The sequence below is a fragment of the Veillonella parvula genome (assembly GCF_945949885.1).
Taxonomy (GTDB): Bacteria; Bacillota; Negativicutes; order Veillonellales; family Veillonellaceae; genus Veillonella; species Veillonella parvula_B.
In genome coordinates this window covers 1-23,851 of record NZ_CAMFFZ010000008.1, presented here as the reverse complement: position 1 = coordinate 23,851, position 23,851 = coordinate 1, and the positions used below count along the sequence as shown (strand labels likewise).

The following is a 23,851-nucleotide window of genomic DNA, read 5'->3' as shown; positions in this document are numbered from 1 at the left end:
ATGAGATTCTTTATTGATACAGCAGAATTTGATGAGATTAAAGAGGCCTATGACTTTGGTTTTATTGATGGTGTAACTACAAATCCATCACTTATTGTGAAAGCTAAACGCAATCTGAAACAAGTTATTTCTGAAATTGCAAACCTTGTTGATGGACCTGTTAGTGCAGAGGTTATTTCCTCTGATGCTGAAGGCATGGTGGCGGAGGCACATGACCTTGTGAAATTAGGCTCTAACGTGGTTATTAAAGTTCCTATGACTCCAGAAGGCCTTAAAGCTGTTGCTGTTTTGAGCAAAGAAGGCATTAAAACGAATGTGACTTTGATTTTTTCTGCAAACCAAGCCTTATTAGCTGCTCGTGCAGGTGCAAGTTATGTGAGTCCATTTGTTGGGCGCATTGATGATATCAGCATGGATGGCCTTATATTAATTCAAGATATTGCAGATATTTTCGCTATTCATGAAATTGAAACTGAAATTATTGCTGCTAGTGTGAGAACCCCGTTGCATATTATTCAATGTGCTAAAGCAGGCGCTCATATTGCAACTGTTCCATTTAAAGTCCTTATGCAAGCAATGCAACATCCGTTGACTGATGCAGGACTTGCAAAATTTATGGAAGATTGGAAACAAGCTAATCAATAAGTTAGAGGCTCTAGGTAAGAGTCATATCAATACATAGAGGACTTATAAGGAGGCCCATTATGGATCGTACATTATCTTTGGAATTTGCTCGTGTCGTTGAAGCCGCAGCTTTGCGTAGTGGTCGTTTGCTTGGCCGTGGGCAAAAGGATGCAGCCGATGGTCTTGCTGTAGATGCTATGCGTCAAGCGTTTGATTCTGTTCGCATTTCTGGTACTGTGGTTATCGGAGAAGGTGAAATTGATGAAGCTCCTATGCTTTATATCGGAGAACACGTAGGCGCTGGCGGACCAGAAGTAGATATCGCAGTTGATCCTATCGAAGGGACAAACTTGATTGCTAAAGGTCAAAATGGTGCTATTGCAGTTATGGCGATTGCAGAAAAAGGTGGCTTGTTACATGCACCAGATATGTACATGGAGAAACTTTGCGTTGGTCCTCGCGGTGCGGGTGCTATCGATATTACGAAATCTTTGACCGAAAATATCAAAAATGTAGCGACTAAAATGGAACGTAATGTAGATGAAATCACGTTGGTTATGCTTGATCGTGAGCGTCATCAAGGCTTGATGAAAGAAGCTCGTGAAGTAGGGGCTCGCATTATGCTCATCTCTGATGGTGATGTTAATCCAGCTATGGAATGTTGTATCGAAGGTTCTGGGGTACACATGGTTGTAGGTACTGGTGGTGCACCTGAAGGTGTACTAGCGGCCGCAGCCTTGAAATGTGTAGGCGGCGATATGCAAGCTCGCTTAAAGCCAGAAACGGAAGAAGAAATTCGTCGTTGCCATGAAATGGGTATTGCCGATGTAAACCAAGTGCTCACATTAAATGATTTGGTTCGTACTGATGATGTTATCTTTGCGGCTACTGCCATTACACGTGGTAACTTATTAAATCCAATTCAATATTTCCCAGGTGGTGCGCGTACGCATACTATTGTAATGCGGTCTAAAACTGGTACGGTTCGCTTCCTTGATACCGTGCATATGGATCATAAACTTAAAACATTAAAAGCAAAATAAGAAGAAAGCCCTGAAATGTACTCAAAAATTGTACATAAATTTTTGAGGTATATTCAGGGCTTTTTTTCTTTGTATTTTCTCTCATTCTCTTGATGAGATATATCGAAAAATAGTATAATAACTTTTAGTATATGACGTTATAAATACAAGGCCTTGTAGCTTATACAAGATGAACGATATAAAGTGTAGGAGGAATTCTGTTGGAAAAGTTAATCATTCAAGGTGGCAATCGGTTGGAAGGACGTGTACGTGTTAGTAGTGCTAAAAATGCAGTGCTCCCTATTATTGCCGGTACTTTGCTAGCATCAACGCCTAGTAAATTGCTTGAAATTCCAAATTTAGAAGATGTAGGCACGATTTGCCAAGTTATCGAGTCTTTGGGGGTTAAAATCGCTCGTAATAATGCAGATGGTGAAATTGTTTTTGATGCTTCTACATTGACTGCTACGGAAGCTCCTTATGAACTTGTACGTAAAATGCGTGCATCCTTTCTTGTCATGGGTCCACTTTTGGCTCGTAAAGGGGAGGCTAAAATCTCAATGCCTGGCGGATGTGCTATCGGTGCGCGTCCTATTGATCTTCACTTAAAAGCATTTGAAGCATTAGGTGCAAAAATTGAAATTACTGAAGATTATGTATATGCTCATGCTCCGGAAGGACTTAAAGGCACTCAAATTTATTTGGATTTTCCAAGTGTGGGGGCTACAGAGAATGTAATTATGGCTGCTTCTATGGCGGAAGGTAAAACTGTTATCGAAAATGCTGCAGAAGAACCTGAAATTGTTGATTTGGCTACATTCTTAAATGCTATGGGGGCTAATATTCGCGGAGCTGGTACAAATGTGATTCGTATTGAAGGTGTACCTCAATTAAACGGTGCTATTCATACAGTAATTCCTGACCGCATTGAAGCTGGTACATATTTAATCGCAGCGGCTATGGCAGGTGGTGATGTATTCGTGGAAAATGCATTGCCAGAACATCTAAAACCAGTAGTGGCTAAATTAAAGGAAGCTGGTGTAACAGTAGAGGAAGAAATCGACGGTATTCGCGTTATCAGTAGTGGTAAAGGCATTAAAGCTGTGGACATTAAAACATTGCCATACCCTGGATTTCCAACAGATATGCAAGCTCAATTTATGGCTCTTACTACGATTGCGGAAGGCACTAGTACAGTAACAGAAACTGTTTTTGAAAACCGATTTATGCATGTTGCTGAACTTCGTAAAATGGGAGCGCATATCGACATTGACAATCGTCAAGCTATTGTCGAAGGTATCCCAAGCTTACATGGGGCTATAGTAAATGCTACTGATTTGCGTGCTGGAGCGGCGCTTGTATGTGCTGCATTGACTGCGGAAGGTAGAACAGAAGTCGGTCGTTTACATCATATTGACCGAGGTTATGATGATTTTGTAGGTAAATTGCAAAGGTTAGGTGCTGATATTGTTCGGGTTGACGAATAAGAGTACACAGCCAAAACAAAATAAAAAGAAAAGAAGCCGGCGCTCTAAAGGGCCGGCTTTATACAACGAGCAACAGAACTTAGGTGTTGCAAAGGTTGAAAATTCGAAAGCGAGTACTACACGCAAACCATTGAGAAGGACAAAACGTAAGTCTACTAAGCTTTCAAATGGCGTGGCAAAACAAGCTAATCATTTAGCCTCCAATATGCGTGAGACCATGATTAAAGTTACAAAAATGCGCCGTGCTGAACGACGTAGTCGTGAGACTGTAGCGATTGCTAAAACAACGCCAGCCATGACATTAAAACGTTTAGTTCGACCTGAGCAAGTCGGGGATTTAATGAGTCGTTTAAATCGATCCTTAAACTTTGATTTGGGAATTGATTTAGGGACTGCAAATATCCTCATTTTTGCGAAGGGCAAGGGGTTAGTATTAGACGAACCTGCGTATATCGCACGGGATGATAAAACCGGTGATATTCTTGCCTTAGGTGAAGCTGCACGTTCTATGGTAGGTCGGACTCCAAAAGGGATTTCCGTCATTCGTCCAGTTCAAGCCGGCGTTATTGCAGATTATGATATGACAGAATTCATGTTAAAGTACTTTATTCGCTCCGTTGTACCTGCTTCTAGATTGATGAAGACGCGTATTATCGTATGTGTGCCATCAGGTATTACACCTGTAGAGAAACGCGCCATTTTAGAGGCCTTACTCAGAACCGGTGCCAAAAAGACTGTTCTTATTGAAGAGCCATTAGCTGCTGCTATGGGGACTGGTCTCAATGATGCTAAGCACGTAGGGGCGATGGTTGTCGATGTAGGCGGTGGCACTACGGATATTGCCGTTCTTTGTGATACGGGGGTGGTTGTAAGTGAATCACTTCGCATCGGTGGAGATTCTTTTAACGAATCTATTATTCGTTATATCCGTCGTAAGAAACGCCTTGTTATTGGTCCGCTAACAGCAGAGAAAATTAAAATTTCTGTAGGGACTGTGGATCGCCGTGCAAAGGAGCGCACGATTGAGGTACGGGGACGAGATGCAAGTTCTGGATTACCAAAGATGGTTGCTGTGAATTCTTTAGAGATTCAACGTGCTCTAGAAGCACAAGTGATGAATATTTTGGAAGGCGTTAAGTCCATTCTAGAAAAAACTCCACCTGAACTTGTGGCTGCTATCAACGATCATGGTATTATTCTTACTGGTGGTGGTGCGCTCATCGATGGATTAGATCGTGTTATTACACGTTCGATTGGAATCGCTGCATACCTTGTAGAATCTCCAAGATATGCAGTAATTAAAGGTGTTGCAAAGGCTCTAGATGAAATGTCACAGCTTCGTGATACGTTGGAAGAATTACAATAATATATTACGTTGATGTAAGCTTATATTGACGAAGTTATAATCTAGACTGCTCCATTTTATGTATGGTAAATACTTAGATTATAACTTCGTTTTTTATTTATATTTTTGAAATTTTCATCTTTATGCTGTATACTATAGTAAAAGTATATTGCGTAAAATTGATGTAATAATACAAGGCTATTATCATGGTTTGTAGCTATAGAGGAATTAAAGATGAAACGATATCTGTATATGACTTTTGCTGTTTTAGGTCTACTGAGTAGTACCGTTCCTCATGCTGAGGCAGGTAATTTAACAGGAGTGCGCGTATCTAATCATGAAGGTACAAGCCGAATTGTTTTAGATGTATCTGAAATGCCTGTATCTTGGACTCAATCTTATAATGAAGAAACACATGCCCTTACATTGAACTTAGGGGGCACTACAAATGGTTTAACTGGCCCTATATCACAAAATGACAAAAAAACGGGAGTTCTTAAAGGCATTGGCTTACAGCCGGTTAATGGGGCCTTACGAGTAACATTAACAGCGACTAAGGATGTACAACATCATGAGTTTGCATTAGAAAAGCCTTCGCGTATAGTAGTAGATTTATTTTCTGGCTATGCGCAACAGACTACAAAAGATGTAAATAAATCTGTAACGTATAGCAAAATTAATAACACCGTAGCTGAAGGGAAAATTCAAGCTTTTGCATTGACCGTAGACAATGATTCACCTATGGCGGTGGCGCATATTCCAGAAGGCAAACCATTATCTTCTGTTACTCAAGCTCATACAGCTGTCATTGGAGCAAAGGTAAAAGGGGGCAGTTTTGAACGACCTTACTCAGTAGCTAGTGATGGGTCCATTGATTTAGAGCGTATTTCTAATCGTGGTACGTTACGATATACGCCTAATAGAGGATACTTTATAGAAGAGAAAAAACCTTTGCTTCAAGCTAAAACAAAGAATGAGAGTTTTGTAATCACCTCCGTTGATACGGCTCGTAAAGAGAATGCCATGACCCTATATACGTCAACTTATGGTCCTTCTACAAAGACCAATGAATATGGTTATGAAGTGACTGTAGCTAATGGCAAGGTTATTAGTAGACAAAAGGGAAATTCTAAAATTGGAGAAAACCAATACGTATTGTCTGGTCATGGCGAATCTGGAAATGCTTTACGTAAGTTAAAAGTTGGAACACCTATTACGATTCAAAATAGAGAAGAGCTTGCTCAAGTTAGCACTACAGGTGGATCTAGTTTGGAAGTGGGCACTATGGTGATAAAAGGCGGTCGCTATGTAGGTGCTGATGTATCTAATAACAAAGGTCGTAGCTTCATTGGGACTACAAAGGAACATGATTTAGTTGTGCTAACAGTTGATAAATCGGAACTTCAATCTGTAGGTGTGACTCAGAAAGAAGGGGCTCAGTTATTGTCTAAATTAGGTGTTATTGATGGCGCTGAATTATCAAATCAAGGTAGCATTGATATAGTTATCAATGATGATTATGTACACAAATCTTCTGCACCTATGAGTTATGAGGATATAGTAATCATAAAATAGATTTGTTGCATACAATTTTGTTTGAAATATTAATAATAATTTAGTATACTATAAATACATAACTAATTTTGTAAAAGGAGGGATCGTTATGAAAAGAGTGGTGTTAGCTTTAGCTGCATTAGGCATTTTAAGTGTTAGCTCTGTAATGGCGGCCCCTGTATCATACCAAAGTGTATTAACAGGTAAAGTTGCTTCTACAGTTTCTGTTGGTACTTCTGTAATAGAAGGGCAAACATTGGTGACTGTAGAGACATTGGCTGGTCCTATGGCTGCTGCTAAATCTACTGTAACTGGTACTGTAACGGCGGTTAATGTTACAGTGGGTTCAGACGTTTCTCGTGATCAAATCGTTGTCACTGTAGAAAGTAAATAAAGGAGAGAAGGAATGAAGTTTTCTCATTCTTGGCGTCGGTATAGAAAAGCGATACTGGCGCTTTTCTTCTGTACTTCACTTACAACTGCACAGGCTATTGATTTTATGCCTGTCAATGATGTAACAACAGGTATGGAAGGTATTGCAAAAACTGTAATCGTAGGGGATACTATTTCTACCTTTGATGTAAAGGTACTGGGTGTCATGAAGGATAAGGGACCATCTGGTCATCTTATCTTAGCAAAGTTTTCTGGACCCGTTATGGATCAAACTGGTGGCATTGCGCATGGTATGAGTGGTAGCCCTGTATATATAAATGGTAAACTCGTTGGGGCTGTTGCTTATGGCTGGGGGTTTGCAGATGGTACGATAGGTATGATTACTCCTATTGAGGATATGGTCAAACTATGGAATATACCATATGAGAAAAACTTATCTAAACCTTGGGATGATACACAATTGATTCCTTTAGGTACTCCACTTATGGCGTATGGCTTCGATGCGGCATCAATGGATTACTTTAAATCTAAGTTACCACAATATAAATATGAAACATATGATACGGCAAGTGCTAGTGGTGATGAAATTGCAAAACCACTAGAGGCTGGTGGCTCTGTAGCTGCTTTGTTAGTTGATGGTGACCTCAAATTGGGCGCTATTGGTACTGTGACTCATGTAGATGGTGAAAAGGTTGTTGCTTTTGGTCATCCATTCTTAAAACATGGTTCATCTAATTACTTCATGCACAATGCAAGTATCTTTACCGTTGTAAAAAGCTATAATGCTGCTTTTAAACTTGGCTCCATGGGGAAAGAAATAGGCTCAGTTACTGAAGATAGAGGGGCAGGCATTGCTGGCGTATCTGGCGTGATTTCTCCTGGTATTCCATTGCGATTCCATTTAAAAGATCTTGATATGGGACGTGATAGAACTAGCTCTGTAAAGGTTATTGAAGATGGTGAAATGACACCAACTTTAGCAGCTACAGCCTTATACAATATGTTGAATAAAACATTGGATCGCAGTGGCTCTGGTACGGCTACAATTTCTTATACTATTACGCCAAAAGGGAAAGAACATAAGCCATTAACGCGGACAAATATGTTCTACAGCTCTGATTCCATTAGTGAAAAAGCAGTTGATGAATTTTATAATGTCATTGATGTTCTTATGAACAATCGATTCATCAACTATGAAATTTCGGATATTTCGGTTGAAACAAACGTAACGCAAGATAAGAAAACAGCAAAGCTTATAGATGCTTCTGCTTCGTCTACTGTAGTTTCTCCTGGGGATACTATTGTAGTAGATGTAACATTAGAACCATTCCGCGGCGAAAAGGTTATTAAACAAATCTTCTTTAAGGTCCCAGAAGATCAAGCTATTGGTAAATATACCTTAGAGGTACGTGGCGGTGGCGAGATTCCATTGCCATACGTATTGGAAAAACAAAAGTATAATTTAACAGACGAAATTTTACGCCGTTTGAAAGTTCATAAAGATTTCGATGAGCTTTATGATGAAATTCAAAAGACTGATACAAATAATCAAATCGTTGTAGAATTTTTGGAAGATGGCATTAGCTTAGTTGATGAAGATGGCTCTCAATCTGTTAAAAAGGCTAAACTTAAAGATGTGGAATCAAAACCTATGCCAGGGGATATAAAGAAAAAAACAGGTCAAGAAGATTTGAGTTCTAGTAAGGACGATGAAAAGAAACCTGAAAAGACTGCCGTTGATACTGAGTACATCGTGCAAGGTGATGGTCAATTTACGATTCATGTAATGAAGCCCGCTGATCGTGATAAAGAATTAGCAAAACGTGTCAAAGAAGCGAAACATCAGATTAAGATGGAGCGCAAATTAGAATTGGAAGATCAATCAAAAAAAGATAAAACGGATAAAGCTGAGTCTAAAAAGGACCCTAAAAAAGAGTCGAAAGAAACTAATAAAAAAGATGAGGCTAATGCTGGTGGAACAAATACACCTGAATAAGTTGAAACTGTGAGGGAAAGGGAGACACTGTTGAGTTGGCTAGAATTGATAGGTCGAGTCGTCATAAACGGCCTATCACAGATGGGTAGTGCTACATTATTAGTGTGGCAAACAATAAAACAATTAAAAATGATTAATCTGTGGCATGTATTTCAGCAGATGGCTCACCTAGGGGTAGACTCTTTGCCTATTATTAGCTTAACTTTGCTCTTTGCTGGTGCCGTTATGACTTTACAGATTACAGATGTACTCATTACCTATGGTGCTCAAAGTACGGTAGGTGGTCTTATGGCTGTAGCTATGGGCCGTGAATTGGGCCCTATCTTAGTTGGTGTAGTATTAGCCGGCCGTGTTGGCGCAGCTATCACGGCTGAAATTGGTACAATGAAGGTAACAGAACAAATTGATGCCCTACGTGTTATGGCTGTTGACCCTGTTGGTTACCTCGTGGTACCACGTGTAGTAGCGTGTATGATTATGGTGCCGATTTTGGCATTTTATGGTGTTGTTATCGGTATTGCCGGTGGTTACTTTGTAGCTACTGTTATCAAGGGTTTGGCGCCTAGTACATATTTAGACTCTATTCAAATGTTTTCTACCATTTCAGACTTCACTTTAGGTCTTATAAAGTCTAGTGTGTTTGGTGCTGTCATTGCATTGGTAGGTGCTTATAAGGGCATGGAAACTAAAATGGGCGCAGAAGCTGTGGGTTTTTCCACTACTAGTTCTGTAGTAACTAGTATTATTCTAGTATTTGTATTAAATTACTTTTTATCTACATTGTTATTTTAGTAGATATTTTTAGAGGGATTTATGATTGAACTGCGCAATGTTGTAGTTGCCTATGAGTCACGTGTGATTTTAGACTCTGTTAATCTCACTATTAATGATGGGGAGACGTTAGTTATATTAGGTGGCAGTGGTAGTGGTAAAAGTACACTACTTCGCTTATTAATAGGTTTACAACGTCCTACATCAGGGCAGATTATCGTAGATGGCACAGATATAACTACATTATCTGAAGATGAATTTAATACAGTACGAAGAAAAATGGGGATGGTATTCCAATATTCAGCTTTGTTTGATTCTATGTCGGTAGGTGAAAACGTAGCCTTTGGTTTGCGTCAACATACGAAGTTAAAGGATGATGAAATCAAACGCATTGTGGCAGAAAGACTTGATTGGGTTGGTTTAAAGGGATATGAGTCGTATATGCCTAATGAGTTATCTGGTGGTATGAAAAAGCGGGTTAGCTTAGCTCGCGCTATAGCACTAGATCCGAGTTTAATTCTTTATGATGAACCTTCATCAGGGTTAGATCCTATTACATCAGGTACGATTAGTATGCTAATTAAGGGGATGCAGAATCGGCTTGGTTGTACTTCTATCGTGGTAACACATGATATGCAGTCAGCATTTTATGTTGCTGACCGCATAGCTTTACTCGATCAGGGGCATTTTGTAGAAATTTCTGATACAATAGAATTTAAGAATTCTACAAATAAGAAGGTACAACAATTTATTCATGGTGAAGCAGAGCCGATTAACGAATCTGCGATGGGAGATATATAATGAAGTGGACGACGGAGGCCAAGGTAGGGGCTTTTACGATAATAGGTATAGTTCTATTTATTGCAGGCATACTATTTGTAGGTCGTATCGATATTTGGGCTAAACCGCAAATGACAATTACAGGTGATTTCACTCAAGTAAATGGCCTAAAAAATGGGAATCAGGTTAAATTTTCTGGCGTGGCCATCGGGACTGTTTCTGATATTGAAATTACACCGCGTGGCGTTGTGGTTAAGATGAAGCTTGATGAAAAAACGCAGATTCCAAGCGACTCGATCTTTTCCTTGGGGTCAGATGGTTTTTTAGGTGATAAATTTATTCAAATTTCACCAGGACAGTCTAAAGTATATTTACAGGATGGTGATTCCGTTAAAGGTGAAGGTGCTGATGCTGTGGATAAGGCCATGCAGAGTGCGCAAAAGTTAATGGATGGCACTGAGAAGATGCTACAGTCTATCAATAGTATTATTGGTGATCCTGCAACTCAAAGTGCACTTAAATATTCCTTGCAATCTACAGCTGTGATGGCTGATAATGCGGTAGCTATTACACAAAATATGGCGGATGTAACGGCTCAACTAAATCAAGCAGCACAGCAATTTAATGCTGATGGTAATGCAGGCAATGATATGCGTGCTATTTTAACTAATTTAAAACAAACTACTGATCGTGTAGATAATATGGCTCGTACCATGGAATCAACTGTAACAGATCCTAAGGCACAAGAAAATATTAAAGAGACTTTACATAATACGGCACAGATTTCAGCTCGCATCAATAAACTGATGGGCGGAAAGGCGTACCAAACGGATGTAAATGGAAATAGTGTAGAGGTTGGTATGACTGAAAAAAAGTCATTTACCAAGATTGAACCATCTGTAGATTTGTTGTATAACACAACGGATAATGAATTCCGTGTCAATGGTAGAGTACGTGCCTTTAACAATAAAGGGCTGGCTGAAATTGGCCTTTCTAATATAGGTGATGATACTACTTTTGATCTGAATGCAGGTCGATTTATTAGTTCTAAATGGTTGGTGCGTGGTGGTATTTTTGAAAGTGAATTGGGTCTCGGTATAGATTATAACCTCCGTGGGCCAGTATCCTTATCAGCCGCGCTATATGACCTTAATCATCATAAATATCGTATTCGTAGTGATATACGTTTGCATAAAGATACCTATGGCGTTATTCAAATGACCAGACCATTCAGTTCTACGAATGGAGGTGTCTATTTCGGTATTAAACAAGTATTCTAATGACTAACACATTTACTCTATATGAGTATGGAGGTACATATTATGAATAAAAAGGTTCTTTCCTTAGGTGTAATGCTTTCTTTAGTTACTACTGGTGCATTCGCGGCTGATGTAGTAACTACATCCGTTAACAACGGGGACCAATTAAGCAAATATCAAAAAGAAGCTATTCAATTAACACAAAAGCAATTAGCAGAAAAATCTGTTTTAGATAGTAAAACCTATGAACGTACATTAGCTTTAAACGAAGCCCGTACGGTTGATTTAGCGTTAGCTAATAATCGTACAGCTAAGCAAACTAAATGGGGTTATGAAAGTGCTAAATCTGCAGTAAGCCAAGTGGCAGCTGGTAAGAATCCAAGTGTTAGTTATGGTTGGAGTGCTCAAAAAATGGGCGGTGACACAGGTAGTGGCAAATCTGGAAGTCATAACTTCTCCATTAGTGCGCCTGTATTCAATCCACAACTCGATGCAAACATTGATTCCGCACGTTATACTCGTGAAGGTACTGGTGCTAGCTATGAAGAGGCTTTACAACAAGCAAAATACGATGCTCTTAGCGGGTACTATACATTGATTATGAGCCGAAATATGGTAGATGTAGCACAACAAGCTGTTAAAGATTATCAAGGTCATGTAACCAATGTAGAGGCACAGTATAATGTTGGTTTAGTGGCGAGCTCTGATGTATTGTCCGCTAAAACAAATCTTGATGATTCTCAAACATCTCTTGTAAAAGCGCAAAATGCTGCAAATTTAGCAGAGGCGAACTTAAATCAAGTTATTGCATACCCTGCACAAACAGCTATCACTACAGCAGAACGTGATTTACAATATAAACCATATAATGTAACCTTGGAGCAAGCGAAAGCATATGCTATGCTTCATCGTTCCGCTCTTGTTAAATCGGCTCTTGATGTAAAATCTGCAGAAGAAGCTGTAAAATCTGCTAAGGCAGGTTATTTGCCGACTGTAGCTGTAAAAGCTGGTCGTGGCTATGGTGATCAAGATGGATACTTTGGTACAAGCACAAAGTCCTGGAGTGTTGGTGCTAGTGCTACTTGGAACTTATGGGATGGTGGTGCAACACAAAATGCTATTAAAAAAGCAAATGCACAACTTGAACAAGCGAAAGAAGCTAATTTGGCAACTGTTGATGCCGTATTGTTAGCCGTACAAAAAGCATACTTGAATTTACGATCTGCAGAACAAACAATTCAAAGTACACAAACTGCAGTCGCACAAGGTCAAGAAAGTTTCCGTATTGCTACGCTTCGTTACCGTGCAGGTGTTGGTACGAACCTTGATGTACTTGATGCAGAAACTAAGTTGACAACAGCTCGTAATAACTATGTAGAAGCTCTTTACAATTACAATATTAGCATTGCGGCTCTTGAACAATTAACAGGCGTTCCATTGTCTACACCTGTAGGTCAAGGTGCTGAAGTTATCGCTAATAGTGGCGCTGTTGAACAATTGGCAAAACTGGGCGGCAATCAATAATATGATCCTTAAAAAGACGACTTCGGTCGTCTTTTTTCTTGTAGTGGGCATTATAGATAAGGAGTGTTATTGATAGGTTTTATAAAATTTACCCTGAAAATACTATAGTTATTACTGTGTCTGTGGTAAGATTAGTATATATTTATATTATTCATAATGTGTATGGGAGTATCATTATGACCCGTAAAAAGTGGCTCCTTATCGGTGCAGCGATTTTAGGTTTATCTGGTATTGTTGGCGCCAGCATCAATCCTATGGCTCAAACTTACATAGCACCTATAGTTAAAGAACAACTAAATAATGTCATAAACGGATCTATAGACTATGATTCTCTCCGAATTAATTGGAATGGTGATGTTGTTCTAACAGATGTAACTATCAAAGATAGAGATAGACATTTAGTTGGAACTGCTCAAGAGGTAGCTGTAGGAGTTAAATTATCTTCTTTACCGAATATTATTGGTGGCAACACATCAGGGGCTACGGCTATTTCAAGTGTAATCGTTGAGGCTCCAGACTTTCATATATGGCAATTAGCTGATGGGTCGTGGAGTATAACTGAGTTAGTAAAACCATCCGATCCAAATAGGTCGGGTACTTTTGATGGTTCTGTGACTATTAATGATGGTCGCGTAGCTTTACGTACTAAAGATGGAATAAAGAGAAATGTAGAAAATCTTGATGGGACGATGGTACTTAATATGAGTGGCATGTCTAAAGGCGCCTTTACTGCTGATGTAGACGGTTCCGCAATTACCATGAATGGCAAAATTGATATGAACAATGTATCTAATTTTGATCTCTTTGTACAAGTTGACGAAATTGATACTGCTGGTATTATGAGTTTTGTTCCACTTCGTAAGGCGTTATCTGTAACGAGTGGTAAATTACAAGATGTACATTTGAATCTTAAAAGTGAAGATGGCAAATACATCATGAGTGGTAATGTAGGATTTAAAGGCTTAACAGGCACTTATAAACGGGGTAATACAATTTATAATATTACCGATGGCACGGGTCGTATTATGCTTAATAATGATCAAATCGTTATTAGTCGTAGTTCTTGGCGGATAAATGATCAAGTAGCAAAGATCAATGGATTAGTTACACTGGGTAAAGAGGAAGAATATTTAAATCTTAATGTTGTGGCCGATAAAGTAGCTTTAGAAGCGATAACTGATGTCGGTGTTACTGGCATTGTAGGTGGGCGTGCACATATTGGTGGTACGACAGTAGCCCCTCGTGTAGATGCAACGATTGCTAGTGATGGTATTTCTTATAAAGGTTACTATATTGATCGTTTACAAGGAAATATCGTATATGATAACGGTTTAGTTCGTACTGATGATGCGCACCTGTCTATAGGTGAAGGTAGCGCAAAGGTTAAGGGTCAATATGTAGCTGATACAGGGGATTTTGATGCTACTATAAATACTCAAGATTTACCTTTAGGCACTTTCACAAAATATATGACCACACCGATTACAGGTAATATCGATGGTGAGATTCGTATTTTAGGAAAAAATAATCAAGTTATAGATGCCGTAGGCGCTGTTGAAGGTCGCCAAATAGGTATTCACGGTGTTGTGGTTGATACTGCAAAAGCTAACTTTACGCATGCTGATAATCGTACAAACATAACCGTTGTAGGTACTATGGGGCATGGGGCGCTTAGCGGGTATGGCTATATCCAAAATGGTAACGTAGATGCCACTATTTCAGGTAATGCATTGCCGTTGACCGCATTAAGTCCTATTATTGGTCAAGATGTTGATGGCACCTTAAATACTTCTTTTGCGATAAGAGGCATAGTAGATAATCCAAATGTAACGGGCACTGTATGGGGTCAAGAGGTACATTATAAAGGGGCTCGATTCAATAATATCCATGGTGATATTAAGCTAGATAACCATATTCTCACTATTACCAACGGACATATTGGTGATGGCGATGGGGGCTATGATGTTAAAGGTTGGTATAATCTTGATACGGATGCGTTAGATTTAAATGCTAGGGCTCGAGCTGCTCGTATTGAAAATGTGATTTGTACTGTTACAGATGTTCCTATTACGGGTTGGTTTGAAACGGACAATCATATTACAGGAACGGCTGCAAATCCGATTATAGAAGGTCGTGCTCATTTGTGGGATGGTTCTGCTTATGGAAAACTCGTGACTAATGCATTTGCAAAATATAACTATCAGAATGATACATTAGAGCTTTATAGATTTGATATTGAAGGTTATGGTGCAACTATCACAGGTGGAGGTACAGTATCTAAAGAAGCAATTAATGTTGATTTTGAAGGTAAAAATATTGATATGGGCAGATTGCTCATTAATACGGGGTACAAAGTTGATGGGTTGCTATCTGGTCGAGGGCAAATTACTGGATCTATGGATAACCCTCAATTCAATGGCTATATTTCATCTGATGCCTTATCAGTTAATGGAGAATTATTGAACGATATTCATGGTCGTGTTTATGCAGATAAATCGGTTGTAAATGTACAAGATTTCACCTTTGCTGAAGCCGATGGTGGTCGCTATGCTGTTAAAGGTGGTATGAAGTTTGATGACAGTAGACAACTATTTGGTGTATTAGATGTTACTAATGGTAGCGTAAAGAATTTACTAACCTTGCTAGACCGGTCCAACGAACATATTGATGGTAAATTAAATGGTTCTGTTGAAATTGGAGGTACACGCGACAATCCAAGTGTTAATGTAACAGGCAAGATTAATGATGTAAGTATTGATGAAAAGATTGTTGGTGATGCAACTATCAATGCAAGTTTTGCTAATCGTAAATTTAAAGTTACAACTTTGAAACTACCTGTTGGGGACGGTCTTATTGCAATAGACGGTACGATGGATCTTGATGGTCAAGCAGATTTACAGGTTGCATTAAAGGATGTTGATATAGTACCGTTCTTGCCACTTATAGGTAAGGATATTCAAGCTACTGGTTGGATGACTGGTGTTGTGAATATCACTGGAGAAACTAAGAATCCTAAAGTAGAATTATCCAGTGCTATAGAGTCGGGATCCTTTAATGGCGTTGGCATTGATGAAGGTTTTGCACTAGCTACAATGCAAGATCAAGTCATTCAAATTCAAAGAATTCAAGGGGCTAAAAGTGGTTATAAACTTAGCGCTTATGGTAAGATTCCGTTAGCTGCAATTTTTACGTCTGGTTATATTCCAGCAAATGATAGCAAATCTATGGATGTAACTATTGACTTTAATGAAGCAGATATGGCCGTTATCCCTCTTGTTACAACTAGTGTTAAGGAAGCAACAGGTCCGTTAAAAGGCACGGTTCATATTACAGGCACTATTGATCAGCCTGAAGCATATGGTACTGTATCGGTACGTAATGGTACGATGAAATTGGCAAGTGTAGAAAATCAAATCACTGGTATTGATGGTGACTTAATTTTCTCTGGTCAACAAGGTGATTTCCAATCCCGTATTAATATGGGAAAAGGCTCAGCTGGTTTGGCGGCTAAAGTAAATTGGTCTGGACATACTCTTACTAATTACAAGGTTGCAGTTCAATTGGATGACTTAGAGGTTCGCAGTGAATATGTAAGAGGACCGCTGAATGGTGAACTTTATATTGCTGAGCGAGATGGATTGCCGACCCTCATTGGTACTTTAAATCTTGAAAAAATTCAATTCAAAATTCCACTTTCCTTACAATCTAGTGAAAGTACTAATGATATGGGGGTAGACGTTACTGTTCATGTGGGTAAAGGTGTACGTTTATATGATCGCACTTTATATAACATGTTTATCAGTGGCGATGTTCATTTTGGTGGATCCTTAAAAAATCCAACTGCTAGTGGTCAATTCGATGTTAGAAATGGCACGTTTAAGTATTTGAGCCATGTATTTAATATTACAAAAGGGAATGCCCATTTTGTAGGCGGCTCTTATTTACCAAACTTACAATTAGAGGCTGAAACAAATGTAAGTAATTACACTATTATGCTCGGTGTAAAAGGGACAGTGGATCATATGGACTTATCATTGTCCTCTAATCCTACACTGTCTAGAAAGCAAATTATTTCCATGTTGACCTTCGGTCGGGGTGCAGATTCGAATAGTAGTACTGTGACAAATAAAGATGTGAATGCTGTGGCTACAGCAGGGCTTCAAATGTTTGCTTTTGGCTATGTACAAGATGCATTACAAAATACACTTGGGTTAGACCGTATCAATATTACAACAGGGTCAATTGATCCCGATGAGCCAACCAATAGGGATACGACAAGTAATTATAATATTGAAATCGGTAAATATGTATTACCGAGAGTCATGTTGACTTACTCTCAAGGTATTAATAACAAACAAAATAAATATGGTATAGAATATTCTGTTAAACGAAATCTTAAGTTCACGGGTTGGCATACATCAAAAGGAAACAATTATATAGGTGGTCGTTGGACACGGAGCTTTTAAGAGTGTGGCTAGAATGTGTAAACCCCTTAGGTATGCACATTCTAGTCATATTAATTTCATAAAATTTGTTTAATATAGTACTCATTCCAAGCAATTTATGCTATAATGATAAAGATTTATTAGTCTTTATAAATAAGATGTAAACTCTTTATGGGGATGAGTTCTAGGAGGAATTTATGTTTAAACCAAAAGCTTATAAAAGTATGCTTGCAGCGTCCGTGTTGACCGCTGTCATGGGGACAGGCAGTGTATTTGCTGCTGAGGTACAAGCTGGCTATACTCCAGATTTAAATAGCACAACGACGACTAATGCTGCTAAAGCAAATGATGCAGCTACTACACAAGCTGTTTATAATGCTGATGCAACTACTACAACTATACAAGATGAAACTGATGCGGCTATCTTAGCTGCTCGTGGTGATACGACTATATCTAGTGACGGCACTGTAGTAAAAGGTTCTGATGGAACTGTTACAGTGAATAATGCTGCTTTAAAAACTGATGATAAACAAGTAAAAATGGTATCTAAAACTACTGGTGGTACTGACCTTGATAAGGCTGCTGAAAATGGCCAAACTCAAGCTGTTACAACAGTAGAAGCACAATATGTCACATCTGCTAGTGCAGAATCTGTTAATCCATACGTAGGTAAATTGATTACCGGTTTATCTATATCTGGCGTTACAGCTGAACAACAAGCAAATTTATTGCCAATTTTAACTGAAAAAGTTGGCGATGCTGTATCTGTTGATGGCATATTTAAAGATGTAACTAATCTTGGTAATACTGGTTACTTCTCTGAAGTAAATCCTGTATTTACTTCCGTGCCTGAAGGCGTAAAATTGGACTTTGCCGTAACAGTAAATCCAGTTACTACTGGCGTTTCTTTTGAAGGTAATACTGTATATTCCTCCGAAGTATTGACTAAGTTCATGGACATTCAACCAGGTCAAGTTCTTAACTCTGTATCCGTAGGTCAAAAAGTTCAAGGTATTAATGCTGCATATGCTCGTGATGGCTATATGTTAGCGCACGTTGATGGTATTCGCGTAGATGACCAAGGCGTACTTCATATACACATTGTTGAAGGTATTGTAGAAGATATCATTCCGGCAGGTAACAAGAAAACTCGCGATAAAGTTATTACTCGTGAATTTGTTCAAAAGAAAGGAAAACCTTTCAATAAATTCTTGGTACGTCGTTCTGTAGAACGCGTATACAACTTAGGCTTCTTTGATGACGTAAACGTTCGTATGTTACCAGGTGAACAAGATCCAAATAATGTAATTATTGAAATCGACGTATTGGAACATAAGACTGGTACCATTACATTAGGTGCTGGTTACTCTAAATCTGATGGATTGATGGGTATCGTTGAGTTTGGTGAAGATAATTTCCGTGGTACTGGCGATAAATTTAAAGTTCACTGGGAAATCGGTGGTAAGAAAAAATATAAGAACTACCAAATCTCATACTTGAAACCTTGGATCGATAGCAAAGGTACATCTCTGGGTTTCTCCTTCTTCAATCGCGAAGATGAATACACAGATTACAATGAAGATGGTAGTGAAGTAGCAGAATACAATAAGAAATCTCGTGGTTTCAATATTTCCTTCGGTCGTCAAACTGGGGAATATACTCGTGATTACTTGACATTAGAATCTCGTAAAGATACTTATAAATGGGATGATGATGATAGCTCTGGCTTCCGTTATGATAAAAATGCGGGTAAAGGTACAAACTGGGATAATGGTTCCTATAACTTTGCATCTGACAACTATGTAAAAAATAACTTCGGTCGCATTAACTCCGTAACATGGCAAAAAGTATACGATTCTCGTGATAATATCTATGAACCAACTCGTGGTCGTCGTATTTCCTATACTACACAATGGGCTGGTCATGGCTTGGGCGGTGACTTCGACTTCTACAAATTCACAGCTGAAACTCGTATGTACAAGAAATTGGGCGCTAAGAATGTATTAGCATTCCGTGCACGTGCTGGTTTCATCCAAGGTGATGCTCCTTATAGCCAATTGTTCACATTGGGCGGTGCTGATTCCTTACGTGGTTATGAAGATGATCAATTCCGTGGTAAGAAGATGTACAATGCTACATTGGAATTCCGTTTCCCAATTGTTAAGAAAGTTAGCGGTGTGTTATTCGGTGATATTGGTGATGCATGGGATGCACCAAATGTTACATGGTATAACAGCAAAAAATCCTTTAACTATGGCGTTGGTGCTGGTGTTCGTATTACAACACCAATTGGCCCTGTTAAACTTGACTATGGTGTGGGTAAACACAAAAATAAATTCCACTTCAGCTTCGGTACACAATTCTAATATAGTAAATGTATATGGTGAAGGCTTCTTTTTAAAGAGGCTTTCACCAATATCTCTATATGGCATCCTTTGATGCAGTGATTTAAAGAAATGAGGGCACTCTATTATGATGCGAATGATGAACAACAAGGCGAATGTAAAGATTTTTTCCATCGTCATTGCTGCTATTTTTATTGTTGGTATTGGTGCGTTAGCTTATACGCAAATGGCTTCGCCTAGTAGTAATAGTGGGACTAGTACTATTGGGGTTATCGATACATCTCGTATGTTGTCTCAAGATAATCCAATTTATATCTCTGCAGCTCAAGAATATATGAGCTATCAAAGCCAATTACAACAAGAAACACAAGCTAAAATTGATGCAGCACAAGATGATGCTACTAAACAAAAAATTGCTGAAGAAGCTCGTCAAAACCTAGCTAAAAAAGATCAAGAAATTGCTAAATCCGTTCAAGATAAAGCTATGGAGGCTGCAAAAGCGGTTGGTGATGCTAAAGGTCTTAGTGTTGTTATGACTAAAGACACTGTACTATACGGTGGTGTTGATATTACAGATCAAGTATTGAAAAAACTAGCTACTGATGCAAAAAAATAAACTGTAGTTCTATGTAAGGGAGAACGACAATGAACGGGAAACAACGATATATAGGATTAGTCATATTTCTCGTTGCTGCAATAAGTGCTATGGTTTGGGCCTATGGTTTTGTAACAAATCACCAACAGGATCCTGATGGCATGTCAATAGGTGTTGTACGCATTGATGATGTACTAGAGTTTAATCCATCCTATGCGGATTATAAACAAGCCAAAAATGAACTGGAACTTTTACAACGTCAATATGAACTTGAACAACAAGCCTTAAATGCCAAGTCAGAGACACAAGATAAACAGTTGAAAACGCTTGCACTGGATTCAACCTTGTCAGATGCTCTTACGGTCGAATTGCAAACTCGTATTGCAACAAAAGAGAATGAACTAAATCAGCAATTAAATGCGAAACGCAATGAATTGACTCAAAAGTATTTAGCTGAGTTAAAGGTTAGTACTAATGAATATGATCTGGAAATCGTAAACCTTCAACTAGACTTATATGCCTATGATGCACGTGTATATATAGATGATGCACAAAGAGCAGCGGCTATGGCTGAAAAAGCTAAAAAAGAAGAAAGATTAAAGGAATTATTAGCTAAGAGAAAACCATCGGATTTCGATGTGGATTCAATTAAAGCAAAGGTACAGGCTGAGCTTGCTCCAATGCAACAAAAAGGGCAGGAAGAGCTCAATCAATACGCTGCATCCCTACAGAAGGAATTAGCTGAGAAACGAGACTCCATGGTACAACAACAAGCACAATCCATCATTGCTAATAATAACCTGCCTGTGGCGCAAGAGTGGAATGATACATGGGCAAAAAAGCTTTCAGATAAAGAAGCTGAAGTGAGTGCACTTCATGAGGCCATTTTAGAAGATGTTCGTATGCGCGTAGCAATTATTGCTGAGGAACAACATTTGGATTTAGTTATCATCGATGATGGTGGTAATATTAAAGGGCTTGATATTACTGATGCAGTGAAGGCGTCCTATCGAGTTCAATAAGGAGTTATATTATGAATAAACGTATTAAATCTTTAGTATTAGGTGCATCTTTAGTAGCTTCTATGGCTATCTTAGGTGGTTGTGGTTCTAATAATGTTGGTTATGTTGATAGCGTGAAAGTGGCAAACAGTACTGAAAAAGGCATTGAAATTACTAAAGAAATCAATGCTAAAAAAGCGGAATTAGATGCTAAAATTGCTGCTGCCGATGAAGCATCTAAACAAAATGTATTTAATCAAGCGAATCAAGAATTAAATGCCTTTGCGAATGCAAAAGCGCAAGAATATCGTCAATATCAAGAACAAAAAATCAATGAACTTGTGAAAGAAAAAAAACTTGATGTTATTATTGAGAAAGGCGCTGTTGTTGGTGGTGGCTCTGATGTAACTGATGATTTGATTACAAAAATGGGTAAAGCTTCTGACGACCAAATCAAAGAAGCTGAAAATGCAGCTAAAGCCCAAGAGCAACAAGATGTTCAGCAAAATGCACAACAAGCAGATCAAGCTGCAACAAGTACAACTGAAACTGCACAATAATTGAGGATTACCACGGGGGAGGAGTTTGCCTTGGAAAAAACTTTACAGGAACTCGCAAATTTAGTAAGCGGCCAACTTATAGGGGATGAGTCTATTGTCATTACTGAGACACGTAGCTTTGAACAAGCGGTAAAACAATCCATAACTTTTGCAATAGGTGAATATGTTGAACATATTGCATTATGCCAAGCGGGTGCTGTTATCGTTGAATCGGAAGTAAAAAATGCACCGATGGCGCAAATCGTAGTTGATAATGCAAAAGCCGCATTCGCCCAAGTGCTAGAAGTATTCCATCCACCTGTTGTAGTTCCCCGTGAAGTGCATAGTACAGCTATTATTGGCAAGAATGTTACACTTGGTAAAAATGTAGCTATTGGTGCCTATTGTGTTATTAATGATAATGCTGTTATCGGTGATAATGTAACGATTCGACCTTATGTATATATTGGTCATAATGTACGAATTGGGGAAGATTCTGATATCTATGCAGGTGCTATCGTACATGAGAACTGTATTTTAGGTAAACGCGTTGTATTGCGTGCTAAAGCAGTTATCGGTGGAGAAGGTTTTGGCTTTGCCACAGAAAATGGTATTCATACGCATATTCCTCAAGTAGGCAATGTTATTCTTGAAGATGATGTAGAAATTGGTTCTTGCACTACTGTTGATAATGCTACAATGGGATCTACCTTGGTACGTCGCGGTACCAAAATTGACAATCTTGTCCACCTTGGCCATAATGTTGAGATTGGAGAAGATTGTTTCTTGATTGCACAGGTTGGGATTGCAGGTAGCACAAAATGTGGTAATCATGTAATCTTTGCAGGACAAACAGGCTGTACAGGTCATATTACAATTGGAGATAATGTACAATTTGCAGGTAAAACAGGAATTACTGGCAATGTGCCTTCTAATTCTGTTATGGCTGGGTATCCAATGAGACCTCATAAAGAGTGGTTGAAATTGGCTGCTTACGAGAATCGTTTGCCAGAAATGGTGAAAACTGTAAAACAATTACAAAAAGAAATTGACGCTTTGAAAGCACAGCTTAAGGAGAGCTAATAATCCATGTATAGGTTTATGAAAATCTTTAGTGCCTTTATTTGCTTATTACCTAAAGGTTTGCAATATGCTATTGGTACATTGCTAGGTGAAATTGCGTGGTTAGTGGTGCCACCTAAACGCAAGCGCCTAGCGATAGGCCAAATTTTATTCTGTAATATTACAGATGATCCTAAAGAAGCTCGACGTATTGCGAAAGCTAGCACTACACGCTTTGGCCGTATGATTATTGATGTATTGCGCTATCCTGAAATTAAAGATGGTGCATACAAAGATATGGTGGAGTTTATTAATCGAGAGTACTTAGATGATGCCTTAGAAAATGGTCGAGGTGCAATCTTAGCCGCTGTTCATAGTGGTAACTGGGAACTCCTAGGTGCCGTTCTTGCTTCTGAAGGGTATCCATTGATTTCTGTGGCTATGAAACAGAATGGTGATGCCGATAAGTTTATCAATGAATATCGTCGGATTATGCATCAACATGTGACCTATAAAACAGGTGTTCGTGAAATGATTAATGAACTAAAAAAAGGTGCATTTTTAGGCCTTATTATGGATCAGGACCCTGGTGATGATGGCGTTCTTGTACCATTCTTTGGTTATGAAACATTGACGGCTGCGGGACCAGCTGTATTGGCTCGTATGCAAGATGTGCCCATTATTTTTGTAACCATACATTATAGTCCGTTTTCTGAGAAACATGAGATTGAAGCGCATCCACCAATTTATGTGGAACGCACAGATGATAAAAAGCGTGATATAGCGGTAACAACAACTCGTCTAAATGAGTTTATTGAAGATTATATTCGGCGATATCCTGAAGATTGGTTTTGGCTTCATAACCGTTGGAAATGGACTCGTCGTTTTTATGGTGAACAAATAGATACACCACCTGATGTTTTTCAATAGTTAATAATTTTAAAGAGATTTTGTTTATGCGATTGTGGAATGTCCAAGATGAAACTGATTCCTATTAGCATGGATGAAATCTCTTTTTATTTTATAACTTGTAATTTAGTGTTTAAAAATAATCCTTAAATTGCAATATGAAATTGAACAGTATCCAAATCTACAATTCTATTAACTTC

18 protein-coding genes are annotated in these 23,851 nt (G+C 38.7%); all 18 read left to right on the top strand.

All coding sequences use genetic code 11. The features are described 5' to 3' along the window. The 18 genes from fsa to Q7O55_RS03720 all read left to right on the top strand — a co-directional run bounded on the left by fsa (nucleotide 1) and on the right by Q7O55_RS03720 (nucleotide 23,672). On the top strand, nucleotides 1-645 hold the full coding sequence (fsa, locus tag Q7O55_RS03805; RefSeq protein ID WP_303928488.1) for a fructose-6-phosphate aldolase: 645 nt from the start codon (nucleotides 1-3) through the stop codon (nucleotides 643-645). A gap of 59 nt (nucleotides 646-704) precedes the next feature. Then, nucleotides 705-1,667 (top strand): class II fructose-bisphosphatase, encoded by a 963-nt coding sequence (gene glpX / locus Q7O55_RS03800; RefSeq protein ID WP_012864054.1) that lies wholly within the window; start codon nucleotides 705-707, stop codon nucleotides 1,665-1,667. Between the two features lie 200 nt (nucleotides 1,668-1,867). Next, the gene (gene murA, locus Q7O55_RS03795) at nucleotides 1,868-3,133 is read left to right on the top strand and encodes a UDP-N-acetylglucosamine 1-carboxyvinyltransferase (protein WP_303928482.1); all 1,266 of its coding nucleotides are present in this window, start codon (nucleotides 1,868-1,870) and stop codon (nucleotides 3,131-3,133) included. Next, nucleotides 3,114-4,499: a rod shape-determining protein gene (locus tag Q7O55_RS03790; protein WP_303928479.1), complete on the top strand. Its 1,386-nt coding sequence runs from the start codon at nucleotides 3,114-3,116 to the stop codon at nucleotides 4,497-4,499. The genes murA and Q7O55_RS03790 overlap by 20 nt, the downstream gene beginning before the upstream one ends. Nucleotides 4,500-4,712: 213 nt before the next feature. Further along, nucleotides 4,713-6,053 carry a phosphodiester glycosidase family protein gene (locus tag Q7O55_RS03785; protein ID WP_303928477.1) on the top strand — a complete coding sequence of 447 codons (1,341 nt, stop codon included), beginning with the start codon at nucleotides 4,713-4,715 and terminating at the stop codon, nucleotides 6,051-6,053. Between the two features lie 88 nt (nucleotides 6,054-6,141). Then, complete coding sequence (locus tag Q7O55_RS03780; protein ID WP_303928475.1) at nucleotides 6,142-6,426, top strand: biotin/lipoyl-containing protein; 285 nt, start codon at nucleotides 6,142-6,144, stop codon at nucleotides 6,424-6,426. A 12-nt stretch (nucleotides 6,427-6,438) separates the two neighbouring features. Then, nucleotides 6,439-8,421: a SpoIVB peptidase S55 domain-containing protein gene (locus Q7O55_RS03775; RefSeq protein WP_303928472.1), complete on the top strand. Its 1,983-nt coding sequence runs from the start codon at nucleotides 6,439-6,441 to the stop codon at nucleotides 8,419-8,421. 30 nt (nucleotides 8,422-8,451) lie between these two features. Further along, complete coding sequence (locus tag Q7O55_RS03770; RefSeq protein WP_303928469.1) at nucleotides 8,452-9,213, top strand: ABC transporter permease; 762 nt, start codon at nucleotides 8,452-8,454, stop codon at nucleotides 9,211-9,213. Between the two features lie 21 nt (nucleotides 9,214-9,234). Next, entirely contained in the window at nucleotides 9,235-9,993 is a 759-nt protein-coding gene (locus tag Q7O55_RS03765; RefSeq protein ID WP_004695454.1) for an ABC transporter ATP-binding protein, read from the top strand. Next, nucleotides 9,993-11,252 (top strand): MlaD family protein, encoded by a 1,260-nt coding sequence (locus Q7O55_RS03760; RefSeq protein ID WP_303928466.1) that lies wholly within the window; start codon nucleotides 9,993-9,995, stop codon nucleotides 11,250-11,252. The genes Q7O55_RS03765 and Q7O55_RS03760 overlap by 1 nt, the downstream gene beginning before the upstream one ends. A gap of 42 nt (nucleotides 11,253-11,294) precedes the next feature. After that, on the top strand, nucleotides 11,295-12,755 hold the full coding sequence (locus Q7O55_RS03755) for a TolC family protein (RefSeq protein WP_303928464.1): 1,461 nt from the start codon (nucleotides 11,295-11,297) through the stop codon (nucleotides 12,753-12,755). Nucleotides 12,756-12,931: 176 nt separating this feature from the next. Beyond that, on the top strand, nucleotides 12,932-17,221 hold the full coding sequence (locus Q7O55_RS03750; protein WP_303928461.1) for a translocation/assembly module TamB domain-containing protein: 4,290 nt from the start codon (nucleotides 12,932-12,934) through the stop codon (nucleotides 17,219-17,221). Between the two features lie 176 nt (nucleotides 17,222-17,397). Next, nucleotides 17,398-19,566: an outer membrane protein assembly factor gene (locus Q7O55_RS03745; protein ID WP_303928459.1), complete on the top strand. Its 2,169-nt coding sequence runs from the start codon at nucleotides 17,398-17,400 to the stop codon at nucleotides 19,564-19,566. 106 nt (nucleotides 19,567-19,672) lie between these two features. Further along, nucleotides 19,673-20,161 carry an OmpH family outer membrane protein gene (locus Q7O55_RS03740; protein ID WP_004695463.1) on the top strand — a complete coding sequence of 163 codons (489 nt, stop codon included), beginning with the start codon at nucleotides 19,673-19,675 and terminating at the stop codon, nucleotides 20,159-20,161. 29 nt (nucleotides 20,162-20,190) lie between these two features. After that, complete coding sequence (locus Q7O55_RS03735) at nucleotides 20,191-21,162, top strand: hypothetical protein (protein WP_303928458.1); 972 nt, start codon at nucleotides 20,191-20,193, stop codon at nucleotides 21,160-21,162. 11 nt (nucleotides 21,163-21,173) lie between these two features. Further along, complete coding sequence (locus tag Q7O55_RS03730) at nucleotides 21,174-21,701, top strand: hypothetical protein (RefSeq protein ID WP_303928455.1); 528 nt, start codon at nucleotides 21,174-21,176, stop codon at nucleotides 21,699-21,701. Between the two features lie 30 nt (nucleotides 21,702-21,731). Next, on the top strand, nucleotides 21,732-22,763 hold the full coding sequence (gene lpxD, locus Q7O55_RS03725; RefSeq protein WP_303928452.1) for a UDP-3-O-(3-hydroxymyristoyl)glucosamine N-acyltransferase: 1,032 nt from the start codon (nucleotides 21,732-21,734) through the stop codon (nucleotides 22,761-22,763). 6 nt (nucleotides 22,764-22,769) lie between these two features. Then, entirely contained in the window at nucleotides 22,770-23,672 is a 903-nt protein-coding gene (locus Q7O55_RS03720; RefSeq protein WP_287509020.1) for a lysophospholipid acyltransferase family protein, read from the top strand. Nucleotides 23,673-23,851: the final 179 nt, after the last annotated feature.

What these genes read in the sequence shown, in the direction of transcription:
- fsa (WP_303928488.1), top strand. Translation starts at nt 1, where the DNA reads ATGAGATTCTTTATTGATACAGCAGAATTTGATGAGATTAAAGAGGCC.
- glpX (WP_012864054.1), top strand. Translation starts at nt 705, where the DNA reads ATGGATCGTACATTATCTTTGGAATTTGCTCGTGTCGTTGAAGCCGCA.
- Q7O55_RS03785 (WP_303928477.1), top strand. Translation starts at nt 4,713, where the DNA reads ATGAAACGATATCTGTATATGACTTTTGCTGTTTTAGGTCTACTGAGT.
- Q7O55_RS03780 (WP_303928475.1), top strand. Translation starts at nt 6,142, where the DNA reads ATGAAAAGAGTGGTGTTAGCTTTAGCTGCATTAGGCATTTTAAGTGTT.
- Q7O55_RS03775 (WP_303928472.1), top strand. Translation starts at nt 6,439, where the DNA reads ATGAAGTTTTCTCATTCTTGGCGTCGGTATAGAAAAGCGATACTGGCG.
- Q7O55_RS03765 (WP_004695454.1), top strand. Translation starts at nt 9,235, where the DNA reads ATGATTGAACTGCGCAATGTTGTAGTTGCCTATGAGTCACGTGTGATT.
- Q7O55_RS03760 (WP_303928466.1), top strand. Translation starts at nt 9,993, where the DNA reads ATGAAGTGGACGACGGAGGCCAAGGTAGGGGCTTTTACGATAATAGGT.
- Q7O55_RS03755 (WP_303928464.1), top strand. Translation starts at nt 11,295, where the DNA reads ATGAATAAAAAGGTTCTTTCCTTAGGTGTAATGCTTTCTTTAGTTACT.
- Q7O55_RS03750 (WP_303928461.1), top strand. Translation starts at nt 12,932, where the DNA reads ATGACCCGTAAAAAGTGGCTCCTTATCGGTGCAGCGATTTTAGGTTTA.
- Q7O55_RS03745 (WP_303928459.1), top strand. Translation starts at nt 17,398, where the DNA reads ATGTTTAAACCAAAAGCTTATAAAAGTATGCTTGCAGCGTCCGTGTTG.
- Q7O55_RS03740 (WP_004695463.1), top strand. Translation starts at nt 19,673, where the DNA reads ATGATGCGAATGATGAACAACAAGGCGAATGTAAAGATTTTTTCCATC.
- Q7O55_RS03735 (WP_303928458.1), top strand. Translation starts at nt 20,191, where the DNA reads ATGAACGGGAAACAACGATATATAGGATTAGTCATATTTCTCGTTGCT.
- Q7O55_RS03730 (WP_303928455.1), top strand. Translation starts at nt 21,174, where the DNA reads ATGAATAAACGTATTAAATCTTTAGTATTAGGTGCATCTTTAGTAGCT.
- Q7O55_RS03720 (WP_287509020.1), top strand. Translation starts at nt 22,770, where the DNA reads ATGTATAGGTTTATGAAAATCTTTAGTGCCTTTATTTGCTTATTACCT.